Origin of the sequence: Streptomyces sp. SYP-A7185 (assembly GCF_046103685.1) — a bacterium.
Lineage (GTDB): Bacteria > Actinomycetota > Actinomycetes > Streptomycetales > Streptomycetaceae > Streptomyces.
Map to the genome: position 1 here is coordinate 7,264,085 of NZ_CP122310.1, position 20,067 is coordinate 7,284,151.

The window sequence follows — 20,067 nt, forward strand, 5'->3', positions numbered from 1 at the left end:
TGCGGGCCGTGCTCCGGCCCGCGCCGCGTCAGTCGTCGAGCCGGCCGCGCAGCAGGCGCTTGCCCAGCTCCGCACCCTTGCGGCTGTCCGCCTGCGCCTTGCGGAACAGGTCCGCCACCTCGGTGTCCTTCTCGCGCTCCGCGTCCTGGATGTACCTCTCCAGACGCAGTGCGTTGCTGAGACAGGCCTCCACGTACCAGAACAAGTTGTAGTTCTTGTCCGCCGTGCCCGTGACCTCGCCGGTTTCGGCTTGCTGTGACATCACACGGTCCTTTCCGCGCTCGGTTGGGTGTTGGCTCGGGGCGCACCGGCCGGGTAACCCCGCCGCCCCGGCCGTACACGCGCGGAATCGAGCCACGCCGTCGATCACCCCTCGCCGTCCGTCCCGAGCAGCCGCGTCATGGCCTCGGCCGCGCGTACGGCGGCGTCCGCGCAGCAGTTGTTGAACAGGACGTGGACCCGGTCGGCCTCCTCGGCGAGCCCGCGCAACCGGGGCACCCACGCCGCGAGTTCCTCGTCGGAGTACGCGTACCGGAAGCGGTCCTCCTTGCTGCCCCGCCCCCAGGACGTGCTGCGGCCGTGGAAGCGGACGACGGACAGCCGGGGCGAGGTGACCGGCGTGCCGGGCGGCATGGCGGACGGCAAGGTCCGGTTCATGTCGACGTCGACCGCCGCCATGCCGTGGCCGGCCAGCAGCGCCCGGGTGGCCTCGGCCCGTTCCGCGCGCCACCAGTCGGGGTGCCGGAACTCCACGGCCACCTGCCAGCCCCGGGTCCGCCGGGCGGTCAGCGCGAGCAGCTCGTCGGCCTGCTCCCCGGGCCGCAGCCACGGCGGGAACTGGAACAGCACGCTGCCAAGACGCCCGGCCTGCCGCAGTGGCTCGATCCCGGCGGTGAACCGCGCCCACACCTCGTCCAGGACGCCCGGGTCCCTGGTGTTCGCCGGCACCCCCGCGGGCAGCGCGGCCGGCCGTGTGGGGTGGCCGGTCAGCAAGGAGAACGCCTTCACGTCGAACGTGAAGGACTCCGGCGTCCGCTCGGCCCACAGCCGGCTGTTGCGCTCGCCGGGCAGCGCGTAGTACGTCGAGTCGACCTCGACCACGGGAAACCGCTCGGCGTAGTACCGCAGCCGGCCGGCCGCGTCGCGCTGCCCCTTCGGGTACCAGCCGCTGCGCACGAGCGCCGGATCGGTCCACGAGCAGGTGCCCACCAGAATGTCGCCCATGGGACCCGGGTGCCCGGGTGGGGCGCCTCCCACCGCCGTCGGCCGTGTCGGCGGCGTCGGACAGGGCATGGCATATCTCACGTCCCCGCGTACGAGACCCCCGTGGGCAGGCGTTTCACCGACTGCCGCGCGCACGCCGCCTGTTGCCGTGGCACCCGGGTGTCCGAGTAGGGTCAGGGCCTGCGTGACGGCTGACGGCCGCCTTGTGGCCCTCCGGTCCTTGTCAGGGCCATGCTTACGCGGTCTTCCCGGCCCCACCCGGGAGAGCGCGAGGCACGCGCGTACGGGAACCCCGTCACGCGCCGGGCACCGGCATGCGGCTCCCGACGTCTCACGTGCAGCACGGCGGGCCCCCGGGCCCGCACCCCCCACACAAAGAGCCGCGCGTGCGCGGCCGCAGATCAGGAGCACCAGTGCAGGGCACCCCCCACATAGCCAGCACACCGCACGACGGGCGATCCGCACCCGTACCACCCCCCGCGCCGACACCCTCCGCGCGCAGAACGCCCCACCCGGGGCACGCCATGACGCGCCACGTCCCGCACCGGGCCGCCCCGCGCGCGAACCCGGCCGCACGACGTCCCCCGGCCGCCGTGGACCAACTGCCCGTCTTCATCGACCGGTCGGGCCTGCGCAGGCGCACCCTTCAGGGCGTGGCCCTCGTCGTGGGCTGTGCCTGCCTCGGGTACCTGGTGTTCGTCGGCACCCTGGTCGGCGGGCTCCTCCAGCCCGTCGGCACCCGGCCGCCCGGTACGGGCGTGCCGGCGTCCGCCGCCCGGGACGCACCCGGCACGGACACCTCGGGCCAGGCCCACGCGGACCGCGACGACCGCCGCCGCCCGCCCACCGGGAGATCCGCCCCGCCGCCGGCCGGAGACCCGGGGCGGTGAGCCCGCGCACCGCCGCTGTCCGCCGCCCGCCGCGCGGACACTGGCTCGTGCTCCTGCTGGTCCTTCTGGTGGTCACCGTGACCCTCCTCTTCGAGGGCTGGACGACCCATCAGGTCGACGCCGCGCGCACCAAACCGCTCTGCACCCGGCCGATACCGCGCGCGGCGGACGACGGGAAGCCGCTGCTGCGGTTCGGCCCGCAGGGGGTGACCACCGCCGGCATGCCGCCCGGCACCGCCGCCCTCACCTTCGACGGCGGGCCCGACCCGGAGTGGACGCCGCGCGTGCTCGACCTGCTGCGCGGACACCACGCACGGGCGACGTTCTTCGTCTACGGGAAGGACGCCGCCCGGCATCCCGCGCTGATGCGGCGGATCGTGCGCGAGGGCCACGAGGTCGGCTCGTACACCTACAGCGGCGGTGACCTCGGGGTCGCGTCGCCGCTGCGGGCGCGGCTCGAACTGTCCCTCACCCAGAGCGCCTTCGCGGGCGCGGCCGGCGTCCACACCTCGCTGCTGAGGCTGCCGCACACCACGGCCGCGGACACCCTCTGCGGCCCGCAGTGGCCGGCCGCGCGGCGTGCCGCCGGGCAGGGGTACCTCGTGGTCGCCTCCGACCGCAAGGACCGCGCGCCGTGGCGCGGGGTGGTGACCCAGCACAGCCAGACCGACCTCGGCTACCGCGAGGCCGAGGCACTGCTGCGGGACCGCAGGGTGAGGTCGTTCACCACCGTCAGCGGCGGCCTCGGCCGCCCCTCCTTCACCACCGGGGTCCCCGTCGCGCGGGAGATCGAGGGGGAGGGCCTGATCTGGTCCCAGCGGCTCGGGCACGCCTTCCTCACCGTGATGGTGTGGACGCTGACCCTCGCGGGCGTGCTCGGCGTCCTGCGGATGCTCCTGTTCGCGCTGTTCGCCCGGCTGCACGTGCGCAGGCTGCACCGGCCGCGGCCCGGCGCGCCACGGCTGCGGGAGGTGCGGGACCCGGTGACGGTGCTGGTGCCCGCGTACAACGAGGAGGCCGGTATCGCCTCCACCGTGTACTCGCTGCTCGCCTCCACGCACCCGCACGTCCAGATCATCGTGATCGACGACGGCTCGACCGACGCGACCGCCGCCATCGCCGAGGACATCGACGACCCCCGGGTGACGGTGATCCGGCAGCCCAACGGCGGCAAGCCGAGCGCCCTCAACACCGGTCTGGCGTACGCCCGGCACGACATCGTCGTCATGGTCGACGCGGACACCGTCTTCGAACCGGAGGCCCTGGCCCGTCTCGTCCAGCCCCTCGCCCACCCGGCGGTCGGCGCGGTCAGCGGCAACACCAAGGTCGGCAACCGGCGCACCCTGATGGGCAAGTGGCAGCACCTGGAGTACGTACTGGGCTTCAACCTCGACCGGCGGATGTTCGAGGTCCTGGAGTGCATGCCGACGGTGCCGGGAGCGATCGGGGCGTTCCGCAGGGACGCGCTGATGGGGGTCGGCGGCGTCAGCGACGAGACCCTGGCCGAGGACACCGACCTCACGATGGCGCTCTGGCGGGCCGGCTGGCGCGTCGTCTACGAGGAGTCGGCCGTCGCCTGGACCGAAGTGCCGGTCAGCGTCCGGCAGTTGTGGCGCCAGCGCTACCGCTGGTGCTACGGCACCCTCCAGTCGATGTGGAAGCACCGGCACGCGGCGGTGGAGGTCGGTCCCGCCGGACGCTTCGGCCGGCGCGTGCTGCTCTACGTCACGCTGTTCCAGATCGTGCTGCCGCTGTGCGCGCCGGTGGTGGACATGTTCGCCCTGTTCGGGGCGTTTTTCCGCGACCCGCTCGAAGCCGCCCTCGTGTGGTCCGGTTTCCTCGCCGTCCAGTTGGTGACCGCCGCGTACGCGCTGCGGCTGGACCGCGAACGGCTGCGGGTGCTGTGGGCGCTGCCGCTCCAGCAGTTCGTCTACCGGCAGCTGATGTACCTGGTGGTCATCCACTCGGTCATCACGGCGCTGCTCGGCACCCGGTTGAAGTGGCACAGCATGAAGCGGACCGGCACCGCCGACCCGTACCTGCTCCAGGCGCCCGCCGTGTCTACCCATGAGTTGCCCACGTGACCAAGGGAGTTGACCATGACAGACCCGCTTGACCAGCGGGCCCGGAGCGGTCCCCGCCGGCGGGGACCGGCGCCCGCCCCGGGCGGCGACGCCGCCACCCGTGAGCGTTTCGCCGACCGGCCCAGCTCGCGCTACGGGCCCCGGCGGGCCCACGCCCGGCGGCCGAAGAAGCGCAGGCGGACGCGGCGGGCGGTGCTCGTCCTGCTGACCGGTGCGCTCGTCGCGGCGGGCGGCACGTACGGCTGGGCCGAGACCCGGCTCCGGCGTGACGTCGACCTCGCCGCGTACGGGGACCGTCCGGCACCCGGCGAGGGCACCAACTACCTGATCGTGGGCTCCGACAGCCGCGAGGGGCTCTCGGAGGACGCCGTGCGGGACCTGCGCGCGGGCGGGGGCGGCGGGCGGCGCACCGACTCGATGATGCTGCTGCACACCGGGGCCAACGGGACCAGCATGGTCAGCCTGCCGCGCGACTCCTGGGTCACCCTGCCCGGCCGCCTCGACACGACGACCGGCAAGACCAGGCGGCCCGAGAGGGACAAGCTCAACGCCGCCTTCGCCTACGGCGGCCCCGAACTGCTCGTGCACACCGTGGAGCGGAACACCGGGCTGCGCGTCGACCACTACGCGGAGATCGGCTTCGCCGGGTTCGTGAACATCGTCGACGCCATCGGCGGTGTCCGGATGTGTCTGGACCGCGACATCAAGGACAAGAAGTCGGGCGCCGATCTGCGCAAGGGCTGTCACGTCCTGGACGGCGAGCAGGCCCTGGCCTTCGTCCGCCAGCGGCACCAGGAGCGGGAGGGCGATCTGGGCCGGTCGAAGAACCAGCAGAAGTTCCTGGCGACCCTCGCCCACCAGGCCGCCCGGCCCGGCACGCTCTTCGACCCGACGGAGATCGGCCCGGCCGTGCGGGCCGGGCTCGACACGCTGATCGTCGACGAGGACATGAGCCTGCGCGATCTCGGCGAGATGTTCCGTGCCGTGCAGAGCGTCTCGGGCGGCAAGGGCAAGCGGATCAACGTGCCCGTGTCCGGCTTCGGCGTGCCCACCTCCAAGGGCAACGTGCTGAAGTGGGACCCCGACGCGTCGGCCCGGCTCTTCGCCGAGCTGCGGCAGGACCGTCCCGTGACGGAGACCGAAAGCCGGACCCGCCCCTGAGACCGGCCCCGGGCGGACGTACGACCGGGCGGGCCCTCGCGGCCCGCCCGGCTCACACCATCTCGGGCCGGGGCTCGGGCCGGAGCGCCGGCGCGGCCTTCGGCTCCCACGCGCCGGTCGTCCGTACGTAGAGGTAGATCACCGAGGCCGTCGCCACCAGGACGAGTGGGCCGGACGCCCAGGGGTGTGCGGCCATCTCCAGCGGAAGATAGCGGTACGAGGCCAGGAGCACCCCGAAGACCGCCGTGCCGTAGGCGACCAGCCGGACGCCCGCCCGGTCCCAGCCGTGGTCGTACGTGCGCAGCGCCGCGTCGACGGTGAGCGCGAAGACCACACCGGCGAGAAGGTCCACGCCGTAGTGGTAGCCGAAGCCGAGGGTCGCGCCGAGCGTGGCGGTCAGCCAGAACGTGCCCGCGTACCGCAGCAGGCGCGGGCCCTTGCGGGAGTGGATGAAGATCGTGCACGCCCAGGCCGTGTGCAGGCTCGGCATGCAGTTGCGCGGGGTGATCCCGTCGTAGGGCACGGGGTGCGGGACGGTGACGGGGGGGAGCGTGTGCGGCCAGAGGTCGGCCACGGCCCACTCCACGCCGCCCGTGCCGGAGGTGCCGGGACCGTAGGCGAAGATCGGGCCGACCACCGGGAAGATCATGTAGAAGGCGGGACCGATCAGCCCGATCACCAGGAACGTGCGCACCAGGTGGTGGCGCGGGAACCGGCGCTCGGCCGCCACGTTGCGCAGCTGGTAGAGGGCGACGGCGACGGCGGCCACCGCGAGCTGGGCGTAGACCAGGTCGAGTACGGGGCTGACCGGGCCGGAGGCCTCAAGGAGCCGGCCCGCGAGCCAGGACGGGTTGCCGAGCGCGTGATCGGCCATCGCCACATAGGGGTCGAGCACGGTCGGGCGGGTCTTCGCCGTGATGAGCAGCCAGGTGTCACCGGTCTTGCGGCCGGTCACCAGGAGCAGGCCGAGGCCGACGCCCTTCAGGAGCAGCACGCGGTCCTCGCCGGTGCGGCGCGTGAGCGCGAAGACCGCGCAGCCCAGCATCGCCCACAGCGCGCCGTTGCCGAAGAACTGCCCTTCGGGCACCTCGACGTCGGCGGCCCACCGGACGAGCACGAACACGACGTCGACGCCGACGGCGAACCCGGCGGCGATGAACCGCTGCCGCCAGGTCAGCACCACCATCATCAGCGCGAGACCGCCGTACAGCGGTCCCGGCTTGGGCGGGAAGAGGACCTCGCGCGCCTGGTTGGTGATCGGTCCCGGCACGCCGCCGTAGTGACGCGCGGCGATCTCCAGGGCGACGAGGAAACCGAGGGCCACCACGCCCGCGGCGGTCCACAGGATCACGCGCGGCCGGCGCCACACCGGGATCCCGGTGCCGTCCGTGCCGCTGCTTTCGCGGCTTGTCCGCGGGATGATCCGCGAAAGGGTAGGTATCAAGAGTCCGGCCGATTGAGTAGATGCTGTTCGAGGACATCATCCTTCATGCGGCCGGACGCCCCGCCCCCGGCCCTGACGAGGCCAGGGCCCTCGAGTGCGGAAGACGCGCTACGGCCAGACGGGCTCGCCTTCGACGAAGGTGGCCCTGACCCCGGTCCTGTGCACCTGGGTGATCGGCACGTCGAAGGGGTTCTGGTCGACGACGATGAGGTCGGCGAGCATGCCGGGTTCGATGCGTCCGACGCGGTGCGCCAGGTGTTCCTGGCGCGCGGAGTTGACCGTGAAGAGGTCGAAGGCCTCTTCCAGCGTGATCGCCTGGGACGCGCCGAAGCGGTCGCCGCCGCCGCCCGGCTCCTGCCGGGTCACGAGCGTCTCGATGGCGGACCACGGGTCGACCGACGGCACGACACACCAGTCCGAGCCCGCCACGACCAGCGCCCCGCCGTCCAGCATCTCGCGCACCGGCCACGCGCGTTCCACCGCCGCCGGGCCGACGGCGGTGGCTATGTCGGAGCAGATGGGGGAGGGCCGCCACAAGTAGGGGGAGACCTCGAACGTCGCGCCGATCCGCGCCGCGCGCTCGATGTCCGTCTTCGCCACGAAGGTGCAGTGCCCCACGTTGTGCATGCACGGGCCGTGCCCGTTGGCCGCGCGGGCCGCCTCGACGGCGTCGAGTGCCGCCCTGACGGCCGCGTCACCGGCCGCGTGGAACTTGACCGTGAGGCCCATCCGGTCGAACCGGGTGACCGCCCGGTCCAGGACCGCCGGTGGGATCGCGAGCATGCCGTGCCGCCTGACGTCGTCGTCCCGCCCCTCCGCGGTGTCCTGGTAGGGCTCGATCATCGCCGCCGTATGGCTGTCGGTCGGGACGCCGTCCAGGAAGATCTTCACGCAGTCGGGTGCCACATGACCGCTCGCGTGGAGGTTCCGTGCCGCGATCACGTCGTCGGACGTGGGGTCGGCGGGGGACCAGACGAGGCAGAGGCGCACGCGCTGCTTGACGGCTCCGGCCGCGGCGAGGCGGGTGTAGGCGCGCAGTTCGGCCCGTGGCCCCGCGGTGAAGCCGACCGCCGCCTCGGTGAACGAGGTGATCCCGTGGGAGAGCATCTCCCCGAGGGCCCATCGCAGAGCCGCCTCCACCTCCTCGTCGGTCGGCCTGGGCGCCGAGGCGGCGAGCAGATCGGCGGCGGTCTCGCGCTGGATGCCGCTCGGACGGCCCGCGGTGTCCCGCTCGAAGACACCGCCCGCCGGGTCGGGTGTGCCGGGGCCGATGCCGGCGGCCGCGAGCGCCGCGCTGTTCGCCCATGAGCTGTGCCCGCTGGTGTCCTCCAGGAGGACCGGGTTATGCGGGGCGACGGCGTCCAGGAGGGTCCGGTCCGGGGTGACGCCGAGCGCGGAGGTGTCCCACTGCCCGCCGAGGACCCACGCGCCGGGGGCGGCCCGGGAGACGTGCGCGGCGACGATCCGCAGGGTGGCGGCCAGCGTCGAACCCTGCGGCACCTTGCAGCGGCGCTCGCGGACACCGGCGTAGATCGGATGCACGTGCAGGTCGTGCAGGCCCGGCAGGACGGTGTCGCCGCCGAGCTCCCGCACCCGCGTGCCCGGTCCCCGCCGACGCAGCACCTCCTCGCGGTCGCCGACCACCTCGATGACACCGGCGCGCACGGTGAGCCCGTCGGCCCAGCCCGACGACGCCCTCACGTGCCCGCCCACCAAGATCGTGTCCGCGTACTGATCGGTCATGGGTCTGCCTCCCCGGCGCGGTGCCTCAGCGGCGGTTGATGAACCCGGCGTCGACGGGCAACGTGACGCCGGTGACGTAGCGGGCCTCGTCCGAGGCCAGCCACAGGATGGCGTTGGAGACGTCGACCGGCTCGACCGTCGCCACCGGCAGGGCGTTCGGCGCCGTCGCGGAGAGCACCGGGTCCTGGGCGACGAACGCGACGACGGCGGGGTCGGTGACCATGGGGGTGGCCACGCCCGTGGGGTGCACGGAGTTCACCCTGATGCTGTGCGGGGCGAGGTTGTTGGCGTACGTGCGCATCAGGCCGACCACGCCGTGCTTGGAGGCGGCGTACCCCAGCCCGCCGTTGCTCGCGCCGCCGATGCCGACCAGGCCCGCGGTGGAACTGACGAGGACGATCGAGCCGCCCCGCTCGGCGGCGACCATCGAGGGGACGGCCACCTCGACGGTGTGGAAGGTGCCGGTGAGGTTCACGCCGATGGCGTCGTGCCACGCCTCCACCCGGTCCTCGACGAGCAGGGGAGCGATCCCGGCGTTGGCGACGACGACGTCGAGCCGCCCGAACGCGTCGAGCCCGGCGTCGACCGCCTCTTGCAGCGCGGCCCGGTCCCGCACGTCGGCCCGCCGGGCCACGACCCGCCGGCCAAGGGCCCGCGCCTCCTCCACCGCGTCGTCCAACTGCTCCGGGGTCGACTGCGGGTAGGGCACGGTGTCGACGGGCCCGCACAGGTCCACGACGACGAGATCGGCACCCTCCTCGGCCAGCCGCCGCACATGACTGCGCCCCAGCCCTCCGGCCGCCCCGGTGACAAGGGCGACTTTCCCCGCGACACGCCCCCGCCGCCCCCGAGCCCCTCTACGCCACAAGCCATGGCCTCGCCGCCACCCACTGCTCCCAGCCATGCCCCAGCGATAGCAGCGAAGCCCCCCGAACGGCAATGGGCGGGAGGCGGGCGGACAGGGGCGGGCGCCTCAAGCCCCCGCGGTCTACAGCCAGTCGCGCTTTTTGAAGATGAAGTACAGGCTCACGCAGACCACGGCCATCAGGAGGATCGCGAACGGGTAGCCCGCCGCCCATTTCAGTTCCGGCATCGTCTCGAAGTTCATGCCGTAGATGGTGCCGACCAGGGTCGGGGCGAAGAGGATGGCGGCCCAGGAGGAGATCTTCTTGATCTCCTCGTTCTGTTCGAAGCCCGCCTCCGCCAGTGCCCGCATCTCCGCGTTCTGCTGCTGGGTCACCAGGGTGGAGTTGACCGTCAGGATCTCGGTGAGGGCCTGGCGGAAGCCGTCGACGCGTTCGCTGGTGTGCGTGACGTGGTCGGCCACGTCGCGCAGGTAGCGCTGGAGTTCCTCGTCGGTGCGGTACTTCGCGAAGCCCGCCATCAAGGAGTGCAGCATGGCCACCAGGGGGCGGGTCGCCCGCTGGAACTCGACCATCTCGCGGGAGAGTTCGTAGATGCGGCGGGAGACCTCGGGGTCGCCGCCGAAGACCTCGGTCTCGATCTCGTCGATGTCGTTCTGGACTCCGGCCACGACCGGCGCGTACCCGTCGACCACCGCGTCCAGGATCGCGTAGAGGACCGCCTCGGGGCCGAGCTTGAGGAGGTCGGGGCTCTCCTCCATGCGACGGCGTACGGCCGTCAGATCCGGGGCGGCGCCATGGCGGACCGTGATGACGAAGTCGGGGCCCACGAACACGTGCAGCTCCCCGAAGTCGACCTCCTCGGGGGCGTCCAGATAGCGGGCCGCGCGCAGGACGACGAAGAGTGTCTCGCCGTAGCGTTCGAGCTTCGGCCGCTGGTGGGCCTCCATCGCGTCCTCGACGGCGAGCTCGTGCAGGTCGAACTCGGCCGCCAGCGACAGCAGTTCGGCCTCCGTCGGGCGGGCGAGGCCGATCCAGGCCATGCCGTCGCGCTGCTCCCGCAGCTCGCGGAAGGTGTCGGCGAGGGAGGAGGGCGTCGCGACGCGGACCCCGTCGCGGTACAGCGCCGCCTGGACGACGCTCGCCGCTTCCGGCGCCGCGGGGGAGGAGGGCGCGGGCGTCGCCTCGGGGGCTGCGGCGCCGTTCCCCGCGGCCGAGGAGGCCTTGGCCGGGGCGGTGCGCCGCCAGCCGTGCCGCTTCACGCTCACGCTCGGTACGGGCCGGGCCCGGCGCTCCGCCATGCTTGCTGCCTCCGGTGTGTCGGTCGCCGTCTGCGGGGGTGGGACGTCGAACGGGTGTCTTGTCGGCTTCGGAGCAGGATATTCGAAGCGGGACATCCATCCCAAAAGTCGCGAGTGTGGCGCCCGCCGCTCGATGCTACGGGGACCGTTCCCAGTCCGTGTTCCGGTGCACTCGCCATCCGTGCTCCGGTGCACCCCCGGTCCGTGTGGCGGTGCACTCGGCATCCGTGCTCCAGCACACTCCCGGTCCGTGTTCCGGTGCACTCGCCATCCGTGTTCCGGCGCACTCCCGGTCCGTGTTCCTGCGCACTCGCGGACTGAACATGTCCGCAAGTCCCGCTAGCGTGCGGAGCATGACGAACACGCCGCGTACGTCGAACACCCCGGGCGCCCCGGGCACCCCGGCCACCCCCCGCTCCCGGTCCAAAGCCGTCGCCCGTCCCGCCGACCCCGTACTCGGCACGCGTGCCCTCAATCGCGCCACCCTCGACCGTCAGCTCCTCCTGCGCCGCTCGGCCGACCTCTCCGTCCAGGACGCCGTCGCCCACCTCCTCGGCCTCCAGGCGCAGAACGTGAAACCGCCCTACTACGCCCTCGCCGCCCGCCTCGAAGGGTTCGACCCGGAGGCGCTGTCCGCGCTCCTCGCCTCGCGCGACCTCGTCCGCATCGTCACGATGCGCTCCACCATCCATCTGCACACCGCCGACGACGCCCTCACCCTGCGCCCGCTGGTGCAAGGCGCGCGCGACCGCGAACTGCACGCCTTCCGCAAGGGGCTGCCCGGCGTCGACCTGGCGGAACTCGCCTCGCTCGCCCGCGCCGCCGTCGAGGAGGAGCCCCGCACCATGAAGCAGCTACGGGAACTCCTGCTGCCCCGCTGGCCCGACGCCGACCCGCAGGCGCTCGCCGTCGCCGCCCGCTGCACTCTGCCCCTGGTGCAGGTCACCCCGCGCGGCCTGTGGCGCCGCAGCGGGCAGGTGGCGCTCACCACCGCCGAGCACTGGCTCGGCCGCCCGAGCGAGCCGGTGCCCGCGCCCGACGCCACCGTCCTGCGCTACCTCGCCGCCTTCGGGCCCGCCTCCGTCAAGGACATGCAGACCTGGGCCGGCCTGACGCGGCTGCGGGATGCCTTCGAGCGGCTGCGGCCCCAGCTGCGCGCGTTCCGCGACGAGAACGGCGTCGAGCTCTTCGACCTCCCCGACGCGCCGCGCCCCGACGCGGACACCCCGGCCCCGGCACGCTTCCTGCCCGAGTTCGACAACCTCCTCCTGTCGCACGCCGACCGCTCCAGGATCGTGCCGCCCGACCTCAAGGGCCGTACCTGGAAGGGGAACTTCGCCTACAGCGTCTTCCTGGTCGACGGTTTCCTGGCGGGCGTATGGCGTCTCGAAGAGGGCGGGGGAGCGGGGGGAGCGGCCAAGGACTCCGCCGTCCTCACCATCGAGCCTTTCGGCACGCTGACCAAGGCGCGGCGGCAGGAACTCACCGAGGAGGCGGAGCGGCTGCTGCGCGGTCCCATGAGCGGGGCCGCCTCGTACGACATCCGGTTCGGCACCGTCATCGAGCGCTGAACGGGCGAAGCCCACCGGCCCGCCTACCCACCGGCTCGCCTGCCCACCGGCCCCCCGGGCCGCCTGCCCCCCGGCCCCCCGGCCCGCCTCCTCACCGGCTCACAGTCCGTACCCATCCCTCCGTCGCCCCGCCCCCGCCCAACCGGCCTAATCCGCCCGCCCCGTCGCCGCGACCGTCACCCCGAGCCCGATCATCGTGACGCCCCCGGCCCCGCCGATCATCGAAAGGCGCCGCTCCGAGCGGGCGAACCACGTGCGGGCCGCGGACGCCGTCAGCCCCCACAGCGTGTCCGTGATGAGGCCGATGGTGATCGGGACGAGGCCGAGGAGCAGCATCTGCACCGGCAGGCGGCCCGCCGAGTGGTCGACGAACTGGGGCAGCACCGCCGCGAAGAACACGATGCCCTTCGGGTTCGTCACGCCGACGAGCGCGCCGTCCAGGACCGTACGCGTATCCGTGCGGGCCTCTCCCGCGGAGTCCGCCCCCAGGGACCCGGCCCGCATCTCCTTGCGGTGCCGGAAGGCCTGCACGCCGAGGAAGACCAGATAGGCGGCGCCCGCGAGCTTCACCGCCATGAACACCGCCGCCGAACGCTCCACGAGCGACCCGATGCCGAACGCGACCGCGACGACCAGGGCGTACGACCCGAGGACGTTGCCGAGGGCCGTCGCCACGGCGGTGCGCCTGCCGTGGGCGAGGGCCCGGCCGATCACGAAGAGGACGCTCGGTCCCGGGATCACGATCACCAGCAGCGACATCGCGGCGAATGCGAGAAAACGGTCCGTGGACACCATGCCCATCACCCCCTGGCCGCTCATTCAACCCGCCGCCGGCCTCGCCCCGTAAGACACCTACGGCAACAGTCCGGCGCGCCGCGCCGCCACCACGGCCTCCAGGCGCGTGTGCGCGCCGAGCTTCCGCATGGCCGCCCGGAGGTATCCCTTCACCGTCTCCGGCCGCAGGCCGAGCCGCTCCGCGGCCACCGCGTTCGTCACGCCCCCGGCCACGCACGCCAGGACGTCCACCTCGCGTGGGGCGAGGGACACCGCGCGCTCCGGGCCCGCGGGCATGGTCGCCGCCGACGCCAGCCGCCCGCACACCGCCAGTATGTCCGCCCGCAGGGCCGGGTCGGCGATCCGCGGGGCCAGCTCCCGGAGCGCGCCGTGCGCCTCGCGGACCTGCTCCCAGGCCGGCCCGGAACCCGCCTGCGGCTCCCGCGCGGCCGCGATGAGCGCGTGCACCTCGTCCCGGACGAGCAGGGCCTGCTCCACGTCCCGCGCGGCCGCCACCGCCGCCGACAGCGTCCGGTCGCCCAGCGGCTGGGCCGAGCGCAGCGCCCCGTACAGGACGCCCCGGACCCTGCGCCGGACCACCACCGGCACCGCGAGGACCGAGCGCAGGCCCTCGGCGGCGACGGCACTGTCGTACTCATGGCTGATGTGGCGCGAGTCGTGGTAATCCGTGACGGCGCAGGGGCGCGAGAGCGCGACCGCCTTGCCGCCCAGGCCGTTCCCGGAGGACACCGCGAGCCCGCACAGGGCACGCGTCCCCGTGCCCGACAGCTCGCCGATCCGCACCTGCCGCTGTCCCTCGACGAGCCCCCCGAAGGCCACCGGCAGCCCCGTGCCGCGCCGCAGCCGCAGCAGCGCGGACCGCAGTTCGACCGCCTCGCCTCCGTCAGCCGTCACGCGTCAGACCTTTCACCTCGGGACACCCCCGTCCGGGGGTGGTGAGACCCGCATCACGAATTACACGATGTTACGTAGCGTCCGGCAATGACTCCGGCGAAGTGCGCGGCGATGATGCCGGGCAGCGGACCGGCGACGAGGAGAGCGCAATGACGAGGACGGCCACCAGCGGCACGCGACAGTTCCGCACGGCTCGGGACTTCCTGCTGCGGCACCGCGAGGACTACGCCGCCGCCTACGAGGGTTTCGCCTGGCCACGGCCCGAGCGGTTCAACTGGGCGCTCGACTGGTTCGACGTCATCGCGCGGGACAACGACAAGACCGCGCTGCACGTCGTCGAGGAGGACGGGCACGCCACCCGCTTCTCCTTCGCACATCTGTCCGCCCGCTCCAACCGGGTGGCCAACTGGCTCCGCGCCCGGGGCGTCCGCGCCGGTGACCGCGTCGTCGTGATGCTCGGCAACCAGGTCGAGCTCTGGGAGATCGCCCTCGCCGCGATGAAGCTGCGCGCCGTGGTCATCCCGGCGACGCCCCTGCTCGGCCCCGTCGACCTCCGGGACCGCATCGACCGCGGCCGGGCCAAGCACGTCGTCGTGCGCCCCGAGGACACCGAGAAGTTCGACGACGTGCCCGGCGACTACACCCGCGTCGTGGTGGGCGGCGACAGGACCGGCTGGATCTCGTACGCCGGCCCGGACGGGACTGACGGCGCCCCGGAGACCTTCGAGCCCGACGGCGTCACCCGCGCCGACGACCCCCTGATGCTCTATTTCACCTCGGGCACGACGGCCCGCCCGAAGCTGGTCGAGCACACCCATGTGTCGTATCCCGTCGGACACTTGGCGACCATGTACTGGATCGGGCTCAAGCCCGGCGACGTCCATCTGAACATCTCCTCGCCCGGCTGGGCCAAGCACGCCTGGTCCAATCTCTTCGCGCCCTGGAACGCCGAGGCGACGGTCTTCATCCACAACTACACGCGCTTCGACGCGGGCCGCCTGATGGCCGAGATGGACCGGGCCGGCGTCACGTCCTTCTGCGCCCCGCCGACCGTGTGGCGCATGCTCATCCAGGCCGACCTGACCCAGCTGCGCACACCGCCGCGCGAGGCCGTCGCCGCGGGTGAGCCGCTCAACCCCGAGGTCATCGAGCAGGTGCGGCGCGACTGGGGCGTCTCCATCCGGGACGGCTTCGGCCAGACCGAGACCGCCGTCCAGGTCGCCAACTCGCCCGGCCAGCCGCTGAAGGTCGGCTCGATGGGGCGGCCCACGCCGGGCTTCGCCGTCGAACTCCTCGACCCGGTCACCGGAGAGCCGGGAGCGCGGGAGGGCGAGATCTCCCTGGACCTCGCCGCGAACCCGGTCGGCCTGATGGCCGGCTACCACGGCGACCCGCAGCGCACCGCCGAGTCCATGGCCGGCGGCTACTACCGCACCGGCGACATCGGCACCCGCGACGCCGACGGCTACATCACCTACGTGGGCCGCGCCGACGACGTCTTCAAGGCCTCGGACTACAAGATCTCCCCGTTCGAGCTGGAGAGCGCCCTCCTGGAGCACGAGGCGGTGGCGGAGGCGGCGGTCGTGCCCGCGCCCGACGCGCTGCGGCTCGCCGTTCCCAAGGCGTATGTCGTGCTCGCCGCCGGACATGAACCGGGACCGGACACCGCGAAGCTGCTCTTCGAGCACTCCCGTGCGGTCCTCGCCCCTTACAAGCGGCTGCGCCGCATCGAGTTCGGCCCGCTCCCCAAGACCGTCTCGGGCAAGATCCGCCGGATCGAGCTGCGCGAGGCGACGGCCGCGGGCTCCGACGCCGAGTACCGCGAGGAGGACTTCCGGTGAGTGAGTCTCTGACGACGACGGGCGAGCCGTCGTACGCCCACGGTGTCAGCTCGACGCCGCTGCTCGGCGACACCATCGGGCGCAACCTCGACCGGGCCGTCGAGGCCTGGCCGGAGCGGGACGCGCTGGTGGACGTGGCGGCGGGGACGCGCTGGACGTACGCCGAATTCGGTGCAGCAGTAGCGCAGTTGGCGCGCGGCTTCATGGGGATCGGGGTCGGCAAGGGCGATCGCGTCGGCATCTGGGCGGTGAACTGCGCCGAGTGGGTGCTGGTGCAGTACGCCACCGCGCGGATCGGCGCGATCATGGTGAACATCAACCCGGCGTACCGGGCACACGAGTTGGAGTACGTGCTCAAGCAGGCCGGGGTGAGCGTCCTGGTCGCCTCGCAGGCGCACAACTCGAGCGACTACCGGGCACTGGTGGACCAGGTGCGGCCCGGCTGCCCCGAGCTCAGATCCGTGCACTACATCCAGGACGGCTCCTGGGACGAGCTGCTCGACGCGGCCGGGACGGTGACGGCGGATGAACTGGCGGCTCGTGAGGCCGAGTTGAGCTGTGACGACCCGATCAACATCCAGTACACCTCGGGCACGACCGGCTTCCCCAAAGGGGCGACGCTCTCCCACCACAACATCCTCAACAACGGCTACTGGGTGGGCCGGACGGTCGGCTACACGGAACAGGACCGGGTCTGCCTGCCCGTGCCGTTCTACCACTGCTTCGGCATGGTCATGGGAAACCTGGGAGCCACCTCGCACGGCGCCTGCATCGTCGTCCCGGCGCCGTCCTTCGACCCGGTCGCCACGCTGCACGCGGTGGAGCGCGAGCGGTGCACCTCGCTGTACGGCGTGCCGACGATGTTCATCGCCGAGCTGAACCTCTCCGACTTCGCGACGTACGACCTGAGTTCGCTGCGCACCGGCATCATGGCGGGCTCGCCCTGCCCGGTCGAGGTGATGAAGCGGGTGGTCGCCGAGATGCACATGGAGGAGGTCTCCATCTGCTACGGCATGACGGAGACGTCCCCGGTCTCGACGCAGACGCGCCGCACGGACGACCTGGAGCGGCGCACGGGCACGGTGGGCCGCGTGCTGCCGCACATCGAGGTGAAGGTGGTCGACCCGGTCAGCGGCGTGACCCTGCCGCGCGGTGCCTCCGGCGAGCTGTGCACGCGGGGCTACAGCGTGATGCTCGGCTACTGGGACGAACCCTCGCGCACGGCGGAGGTGATCGACGCCGGGCGCTGGATGCACACCGGTGACCTGGCGGTCATGCGGGAGGACGGTTACGTCCAGATCGTCGGCCGCATCAAGGACATGATCATCCGGGGCGGCGAGAACATCTATCCGCGCGAGATCGAGGAGTTCCTCTACGGCCACCCGAAGATCGCGGACGTCCAGGTGGTGGGCGTCCCGGACGAGCGCTACGGAGAGGTGCCGCTGGCCTGCGTGATCGTGCGGGACCCGGAGGATCCGCTGACGCTCGGGGAACTGCGGGAATTCTGCGCGGGGCAGCTGGCGCACTACAAGATCCCGGCGGGCCTGCGCCTCCTGGACGCCTTCCCCATGACGGTGTCGGGCAAGGTCCGGAAGATCGAACTCAGGGAGCGGTACGGGGCGGAGACCCACCCGGAGTGAGCTCGCGGCGCATGGCCACGCGCGGCCAGCGGTCGAGGCCGAGCTCGGCCTCGTGGGCGCGGATCTTCCGCAGCCCCGGGGTGAGTTCGGCCTCGCCGAGCACGCGGAAGCCGTTGCGGGCGTAGTACGGGGCGTTCCACGGGACGTCCGCGAAGGTGGTCAGGGTGAGGGCTTGCCTGCCCGCCGCCCGGGCCAGGTCGGCGACGTGCTCGATCAGCGCCAGGCCGACGCGGCGGCGGGCCGCCCGGGGGTGCACGGAGACCTGCTCGACGTGCTCCGCGGCGTCCACGGGCGCACTGACGAGGTACGCCACCGGGGTGCCGTCGCCGTCGTCGGCCACCCAGGCCCGGCCCGCGTCGCGGAAGGCCTCCAGGGTCTCGACGGCGGGGGGTTCGTCGTCGGCGATCGCCGCCATGCCCAGGGCGCGGAAGGGCTCGCCCGCGGCCCGCTCGATGTCCTGGAGGAGCGGGAGATCGGCGCCAGCGGCCAGGCGGATGCGCATCCGTCGAGTATGCCCGGCGCCCGGAGCGCGGTTCACCCCGTGGCGATGAGTTCCTCCGCCGCGCCGTTCACCGGTTGCGGGGTGCCCGTGAGGTCGATGACGAACAAGGGGATGGACAGCGAGTCCGCACGGGCGCGCGCCGATCCCTCGTACCCCGCGAGGGAGAAGCAGACGCAGCTCACGGCGTCGGACATCGCGCTGAGCCACACGCACTCCACGTCACGCAGGGACGTCGGCTGCACGGACGGCTCGATCAGGGCGATCACGCCCCGCGCCGAGACCCGCACCCCGGAGGGCGCCCGTTTCACCGCGTCGCGGACGTCCTCGTACCCGAGCCAGCGCAGATACAGCCCCGCCACCGTCACCGCGTCCCGCGCCGTACGCACCGGGACGGGGCGGAACGCGGGCCGGGGCGTCGGAGCCGTGCGCGGGAGCGAGATGTGGGCCGGAGCGGACGGCGGGGCGGGAGTTGCCGGGGGCGTCTGAGGCGTCTCAGGTGTCTGAGGCGTCGGCGGTGTCGGCGGTGTCGGCGAGGGCTGAGGTTCCTGAGGCTGCGGGGGTTCCTGAGGCTGCGGCGGCGTCGACGGCGCCTGCGAGGGTGCCTGCACGGCCCGCACCGGAATGCGCAGCACCGCCCCGCATCCGCACCCCAGCTCGGGCTGCGGCCACTGGTCCCGGCGCCCGCAGGTCCGGCACCGCACGGTCACCCACTCCTCCGCCCACGTCCGGTCGGTCACCGGGGTCACCGTCGCCCCGCGCGCCACCGGCGGCACCACGGGGGCGCCGCACGCGCAGGGGTAGGACGGCGGGGCGTACAGATGCTCTCGCCGGCAGACCGGGCACCGTACCGGAACGCCGCTGTCCGTCATCGCTCTCACCCGTCACCATTACCGTCACCGCACGCCGGTTCGTGATGCCCATCGTCCACCAAGTGGGCATGCCGCGGCAGCCAGTTGGGGCAGGATCAGGGTGCTCGTCAAGGTCAGTCCGCCCGCCAAGGCCAACGTGTCCGCCAGGGTCAGCGTGGCCGCCAGGGTCAGGGCGCGGCGGCGGCTGCCCGGCAGGGGGAGTCCCGCCATGCGGGCGACGGTGCGCGGGGCGGGCCTGGCCGTGGGATGCCGGGCGAGGCAGGCGGTGACGAGGGGGAGCAGTTCCGCCGGAACGCCCGCCGGACCGGGATCCGCAGCGACGCGCTCCGTCGGTCCGGGGTCCTCGCCGCCCGCGGCGAAGGGGTCCCGCCCCGTCGCCGCGAAGGCCAGGACCGCGCCCAGCGAGAAGACGTCCGACGGCGGCCTGACCTCGCCCCGGGGTGCGGCGCGACGCTCCGGCGCCATGTACCCCGGCGTCCCGCAGCCGCAGGCCGCTCCCATCTCCTCGGCCCGCTCCACGCACCCGCACACCCCGAAGCCGGTCACGCGCGGTCCGTCGGCGCCCAGGAGCACGTGCGACGGCCGCAGGTCCCCGTGCACGAGCCCCGCCCGGTGGACGTCGTCCAGCGCCCCGGCGAGGGCGCTCGCCAGGGCGCGCAGTTCCGGCGTACCCAGAGGCCCGTCCGGGCCCCGCACCCGGGCGGCGAGCGTCGGCCCCTCGACGTACTCCGTGGCGAGCCAGGGCGCCGCCCCGTGCGGATCGGCGTCGATCAGCGCGGCGACGCGGCGCCCCCGGACCGCGCCGAGCGCCCGGACCTCGCGGCCCAAGCGTGCACGGAACTCCTGGTCACGGGCGAGGGAGGGGTGCACGACCCGCAGGGCGGCGGCCCGCCCCTCCTCGTCGTGCGCGAGATGGACGCGCCCGAGGCGCCCCTGCCCCAGGAGGGGGCCGGCCGTCCAGCGGCCGTAGTCCGGCGGGCCCGGCCCGGCGGGTGTCGCGTCCGGTGAGCTGGCCACGCGCGACCCCCCGATGGTCGGCCCGAATTCAACGACTGGGACGCGCCCTTCGCGCCGGCCGGTTCCCGGACATCTCTTGACGGTCTCCACCGCGCCCGCCTACATTGCTTCCATATAGCAGAACAAAATTTCCACAATGCGGAAACAGAAGCTCACCGCGGGGCGCGACGGGAGCCGGATCCGCCAGCCGAACACGCCGGCCGAAAGGTCGGCGCAGCTGTCGAAGCT

17 protein-coding genes are annotated in these 20,067 nt (G+C 73.1%); 6 read left to right on the forward strand and 11 right to left on the reverse strand.

Annotated elements, in window-relative coordinates:
* Nucleotides 1–28: 28 nt before the first annotated feature.
* Together QBL25_RS31845 and QBL25_RS31850 are read right to left on the reverse strand one after the other, a co-directional pair.
* Nucleotides 29–262, reverse strand: coding sequence for a hypothetical protein (locus QBL25_RS31845; protein ID WP_409060393.1), 234 nt, complete (start codon nt 260–262; stop codon nt 29–31).
* A gap of 104 nt (nt 263–366) precedes the next feature.
* Nucleotides 367–1,224, reverse strand: a complete 858-nt coding sequence (locus tag QBL25_RS31850; protein WP_409060394.1) for a DUF72 domain-containing protein — start codon at nt 1,222–1,224, stop codon at nt 367–369.
* A 524-nt stretch (nt 1,225–1,748) separates the two neighbouring features.
* Here QBL25_RS31850 and QBL25_RS31855 point away from each other — a divergent pair.
* Genes QBL25_RS31855 through QBL25_RS31865 form a run of 3 tightly spaced genes read left to right on the forward strand, consistent with a single transcriptional unit; the run spans nt 1,749 to nt 5,359 of the window.
* The gene (locus QBL25_RS31855) at nt 1,749–2,114 is read left to right on the forward strand and encodes a hypothetical protein (protein WP_409060395.1); all 366 of its coding nucleotides are present in this window, start codon (nt 1,749–1,751) and stop codon (nt 2,112–2,114) included.
* On the forward strand, nt 2,111–4,198 hold the full coding sequence (locus tag QBL25_RS31860) for a bifunctional polysaccharide deacetylase/glycosyltransferase family 2 protein (protein WP_409060396.1): 2,088 nt from the start codon (nt 2,111–2,113) through the stop codon (nt 4,196–4,198). The genes QBL25_RS31855 and QBL25_RS31860 overlap by 4 nt, the downstream gene beginning before the upstream one ends.
* A gap of 15 nt (nt 4,199–4,213) precedes the next feature.
* A complete protein-coding gene (locus QBL25_RS31865; RefSeq protein ID WP_409060397.1) occupies nt 4,214–5,359 on the forward strand; it encodes an LCP family protein in 1,146 nt (381 codons plus the stop codon).
* A gap of 52 nt (nt 5,360–5,411) precedes the next feature.
* Here the strand turns inward: QBL25_RS31865 and QBL25_RS31870 are convergent, their stop codons facing one another.
* The 4 genes from QBL25_RS31870 to QBL25_RS31885 form a co-directional block, all read right to left on the reverse strand.
* Complete coding sequence (locus QBL25_RS31870; protein WP_409062842.1) at nt 5,412–6,707, reverse strand: phosphatase PAP2 family protein; 1,296 nt, start codon at nt 6,705–6,707, stop codon at nt 5,412–5,414.
* A gap of 204 nt (nt 6,708–6,911) precedes the next feature.
* The gene (locus QBL25_RS31875) at nt 6,912–8,546 is read right to left on the reverse strand and encodes an amidohydrolase (RefSeq protein ID WP_409060398.1); all 1,635 of its coding nucleotides are present in this window, start codon (nt 8,544–8,546) and stop codon (nt 6,912–6,914) included.
* A 25-nt stretch (nt 8,547–8,571) separates the two neighbouring features.
* A complete protein-coding gene (locus QBL25_RS31880; protein ID WP_409060399.1) occupies nt 8,572–9,450 on the reverse strand; it encodes a mycofactocin-coupled SDR family oxidoreductase in 879 nt (292 codons plus the stop codon).
* Between the two features lie 84 nt (nt 9,451–9,534).
* Nucleotides 9,535–10,710, reverse strand: a complete 1,176-nt coding sequence (locus QBL25_RS31885) for a magnesium and cobalt transport protein CorA (RefSeq protein ID WP_409060400.1) — start codon at nt 10,708–10,710, stop codon at nt 9,535–9,537.
* A 353-nt stretch (nt 10,711–11,063) separates the two neighbouring features.
* Here QBL25_RS31885 and QBL25_RS31890 point away from each other — a divergent pair, with 353 nt between their 5' ends.
* Nucleotides 11,064–12,281 (forward strand): winged helix DNA-binding domain-containing protein, encoded by a 1,218-nt coding sequence (locus QBL25_RS31890; protein ID WP_409060401.1) that lies wholly within the window; start codon nt 11,064–11,066, stop codon nt 12,279–12,281.
* A 147-nt stretch (nt 12,282–12,428) separates the two neighbouring features.
* Here the strand turns inward: QBL25_RS31890 and QBL25_RS31895 are convergent, their stop codons facing one another.
* Nucleotides 12,429–13,076 carry a LysE family translocator gene (locus tag QBL25_RS31895; RefSeq protein WP_409060402.1) on the reverse strand — a complete coding sequence of 216 codons (648 nt, stop codon included), beginning with the start codon at nt 13,074–13,076 and terminating at the stop codon, nt 12,429–12,431.
* 57 nt (nt 13,077–13,133) lie between these two features.
* Nucleotides 13,134–13,970 (reverse strand): response regulator transcription factor, encoded by an 837-nt coding sequence (locus tag QBL25_RS31900; RefSeq protein WP_409060403.1) that lies wholly within the window; start codon nt 13,968–13,970, stop codon nt 13,134–13,136.
* 149 nt (nt 13,971–14,119) lie between these two features.
* Between QBL25_RS31900 and QBL25_RS31905 the strand changes: the two genes are divergently transcribed.
* Nucleotides 14,120–15,811: an AMP-binding protein gene (locus QBL25_RS31905; RefSeq protein ID WP_409060404.1), complete on the forward strand. Its 1,692-nt coding sequence runs from the start codon at nt 14,120–14,122 to the stop codon at nt 15,809–15,811.
* Complete coding sequence (locus QBL25_RS31910) at nt 15,808–17,451, forward strand: AMP-binding protein (RefSeq protein ID WP_409060405.1); 1,644 nt, start codon at nt 15,808–15,810, stop codon at nt 17,449–17,451. Before QBL25_RS31905 ends, QBL25_RS31910 begins: the two co-directional genes overlap by 4 nt.
* Here QBL25_RS31910 and QBL25_RS31915 read toward each other — a convergent pair.
* The 3 genes from QBL25_RS31915 to QBL25_RS31925 are packed head-to-tail and all read right to left on the reverse strand — an operon-like array spanning nt 17,414 to nt 19,839.
* On the reverse strand, nt 17,414–17,953 hold the full coding sequence (locus QBL25_RS31915) for a GNAT family N-acetyltransferase (protein ID WP_409060406.1): 540 nt from the start codon (nt 17,951–17,953) through the stop codon (nt 17,414–17,416). The two genes, QBL25_RS31910 and QBL25_RS31915, sit on opposite strands and share 38 nt — an antisense overlap.
* 32 nt (nt 17,954–17,985) lie before the next feature.
* Complete coding sequence (locus tag QBL25_RS31920; protein WP_409060407.1) at nt 17,986–18,822, reverse strand: hypothetical protein; 837 nt, start codon at nt 18,820–18,822, stop codon at nt 17,986–17,988.
* A 24-nt stretch (nt 18,823–18,846) separates the two neighbouring features.
* On the reverse strand, nt 18,847–19,839 hold the full coding sequence (locus QBL25_RS31925; RefSeq protein ID WP_409060408.1) for a serine/threonine-protein kinase: 993 nt from the start codon (nt 19,837–19,839) through the stop codon (nt 18,847–18,849).
* Nucleotides 19,840–20,067 lie beyond the last annotated feature (228 nt).

What these genes read in the sequence shown, in the direction of transcription:
- QBL25_RS31845 (WP_409060393.1), bottom strand. Translation starts at nt 262, where the DNA reads ATGTCACAGCAAGCCGAAACCGGCGAGGTCACGGGCACGGCGGACAAG.
- QBL25_RS31850 (WP_409060394.1), bottom strand. Translation starts at nt 1,224, where the DNA reads ATGGGCGACATTCTGGTGGGCACCTGCTCGTGGACCGATCCGGCGCTC.
- QBL25_RS31855 (WP_409060395.1), top strand. Translation starts at nt 1,749, where the DNA reads ATGACGCGCCACGTCCCGCACCGGGCCGCCCCGCGCGCGAACCCGGCC.
- QBL25_RS31865 (WP_409060397.1), top strand. Translation starts at nt 4,214, where the DNA reads ATGACAGACCCGCTTGACCAGCGGGCCCGGAGCGGTCCCCGCCGGCGG.
- QBL25_RS31875 (WP_409060398.1), bottom strand. Translation starts at nt 8,546, where the DNA reads ATGACCGATCAGTACGCGGACACGATCTTGGTGGGCGGGCACGTGAGG.
- QBL25_RS31880 (WP_409060399.1), bottom strand. Translation starts at nt 9,450, where the DNA reads ATGGCTGGGAGCAGTGGGTGGCGGCGAGGCCATGGCTTGTGGCGTAGA.
- QBL25_RS31885 (WP_409060400.1), bottom strand. Translation starts at nt 10,710, where the DNA reads ATGGCGGAGCGCCGGGCCCGGCCCGTACCGAGCGTGAGCGTGAAGCGG.
- QBL25_RS31890 (WP_409060401.1), top strand. Translation starts at nt 11,064, where the DNA reads ATGACGAACACGCCGCGTACGTCGAACACCCCGGGCGCCCCGGGCACC.
- QBL25_RS31895 (WP_409060402.1), bottom strand. Translation starts at nt 13,076, where the DNA reads ATGGTGTCCACGGACCGTTTTCTCGCATTCGCCGCGATGTCGCTGCTG.
- QBL25_RS31905 (WP_409060404.1), top strand. Translation starts at nt 14,120, where the DNA reads ATGACGAGGACGGCCACCAGCGGCACGCGACAGTTCCGCACGGCTCGG.
- QBL25_RS31915 (WP_409060406.1), bottom strand. Translation starts at nt 17,953, where the DNA reads ATGCGCATCCGCCTGGCCGCTGGCGCCGATCTCCCGCTCCTCCAGGAC.
- QBL25_RS31920 (WP_409060407.1), bottom strand. Translation starts at nt 18,822, where the DNA reads ATGACGGACAGCGGCGTTCCGGTACGGTGCCCGGTCTGCCGGCGAGAG.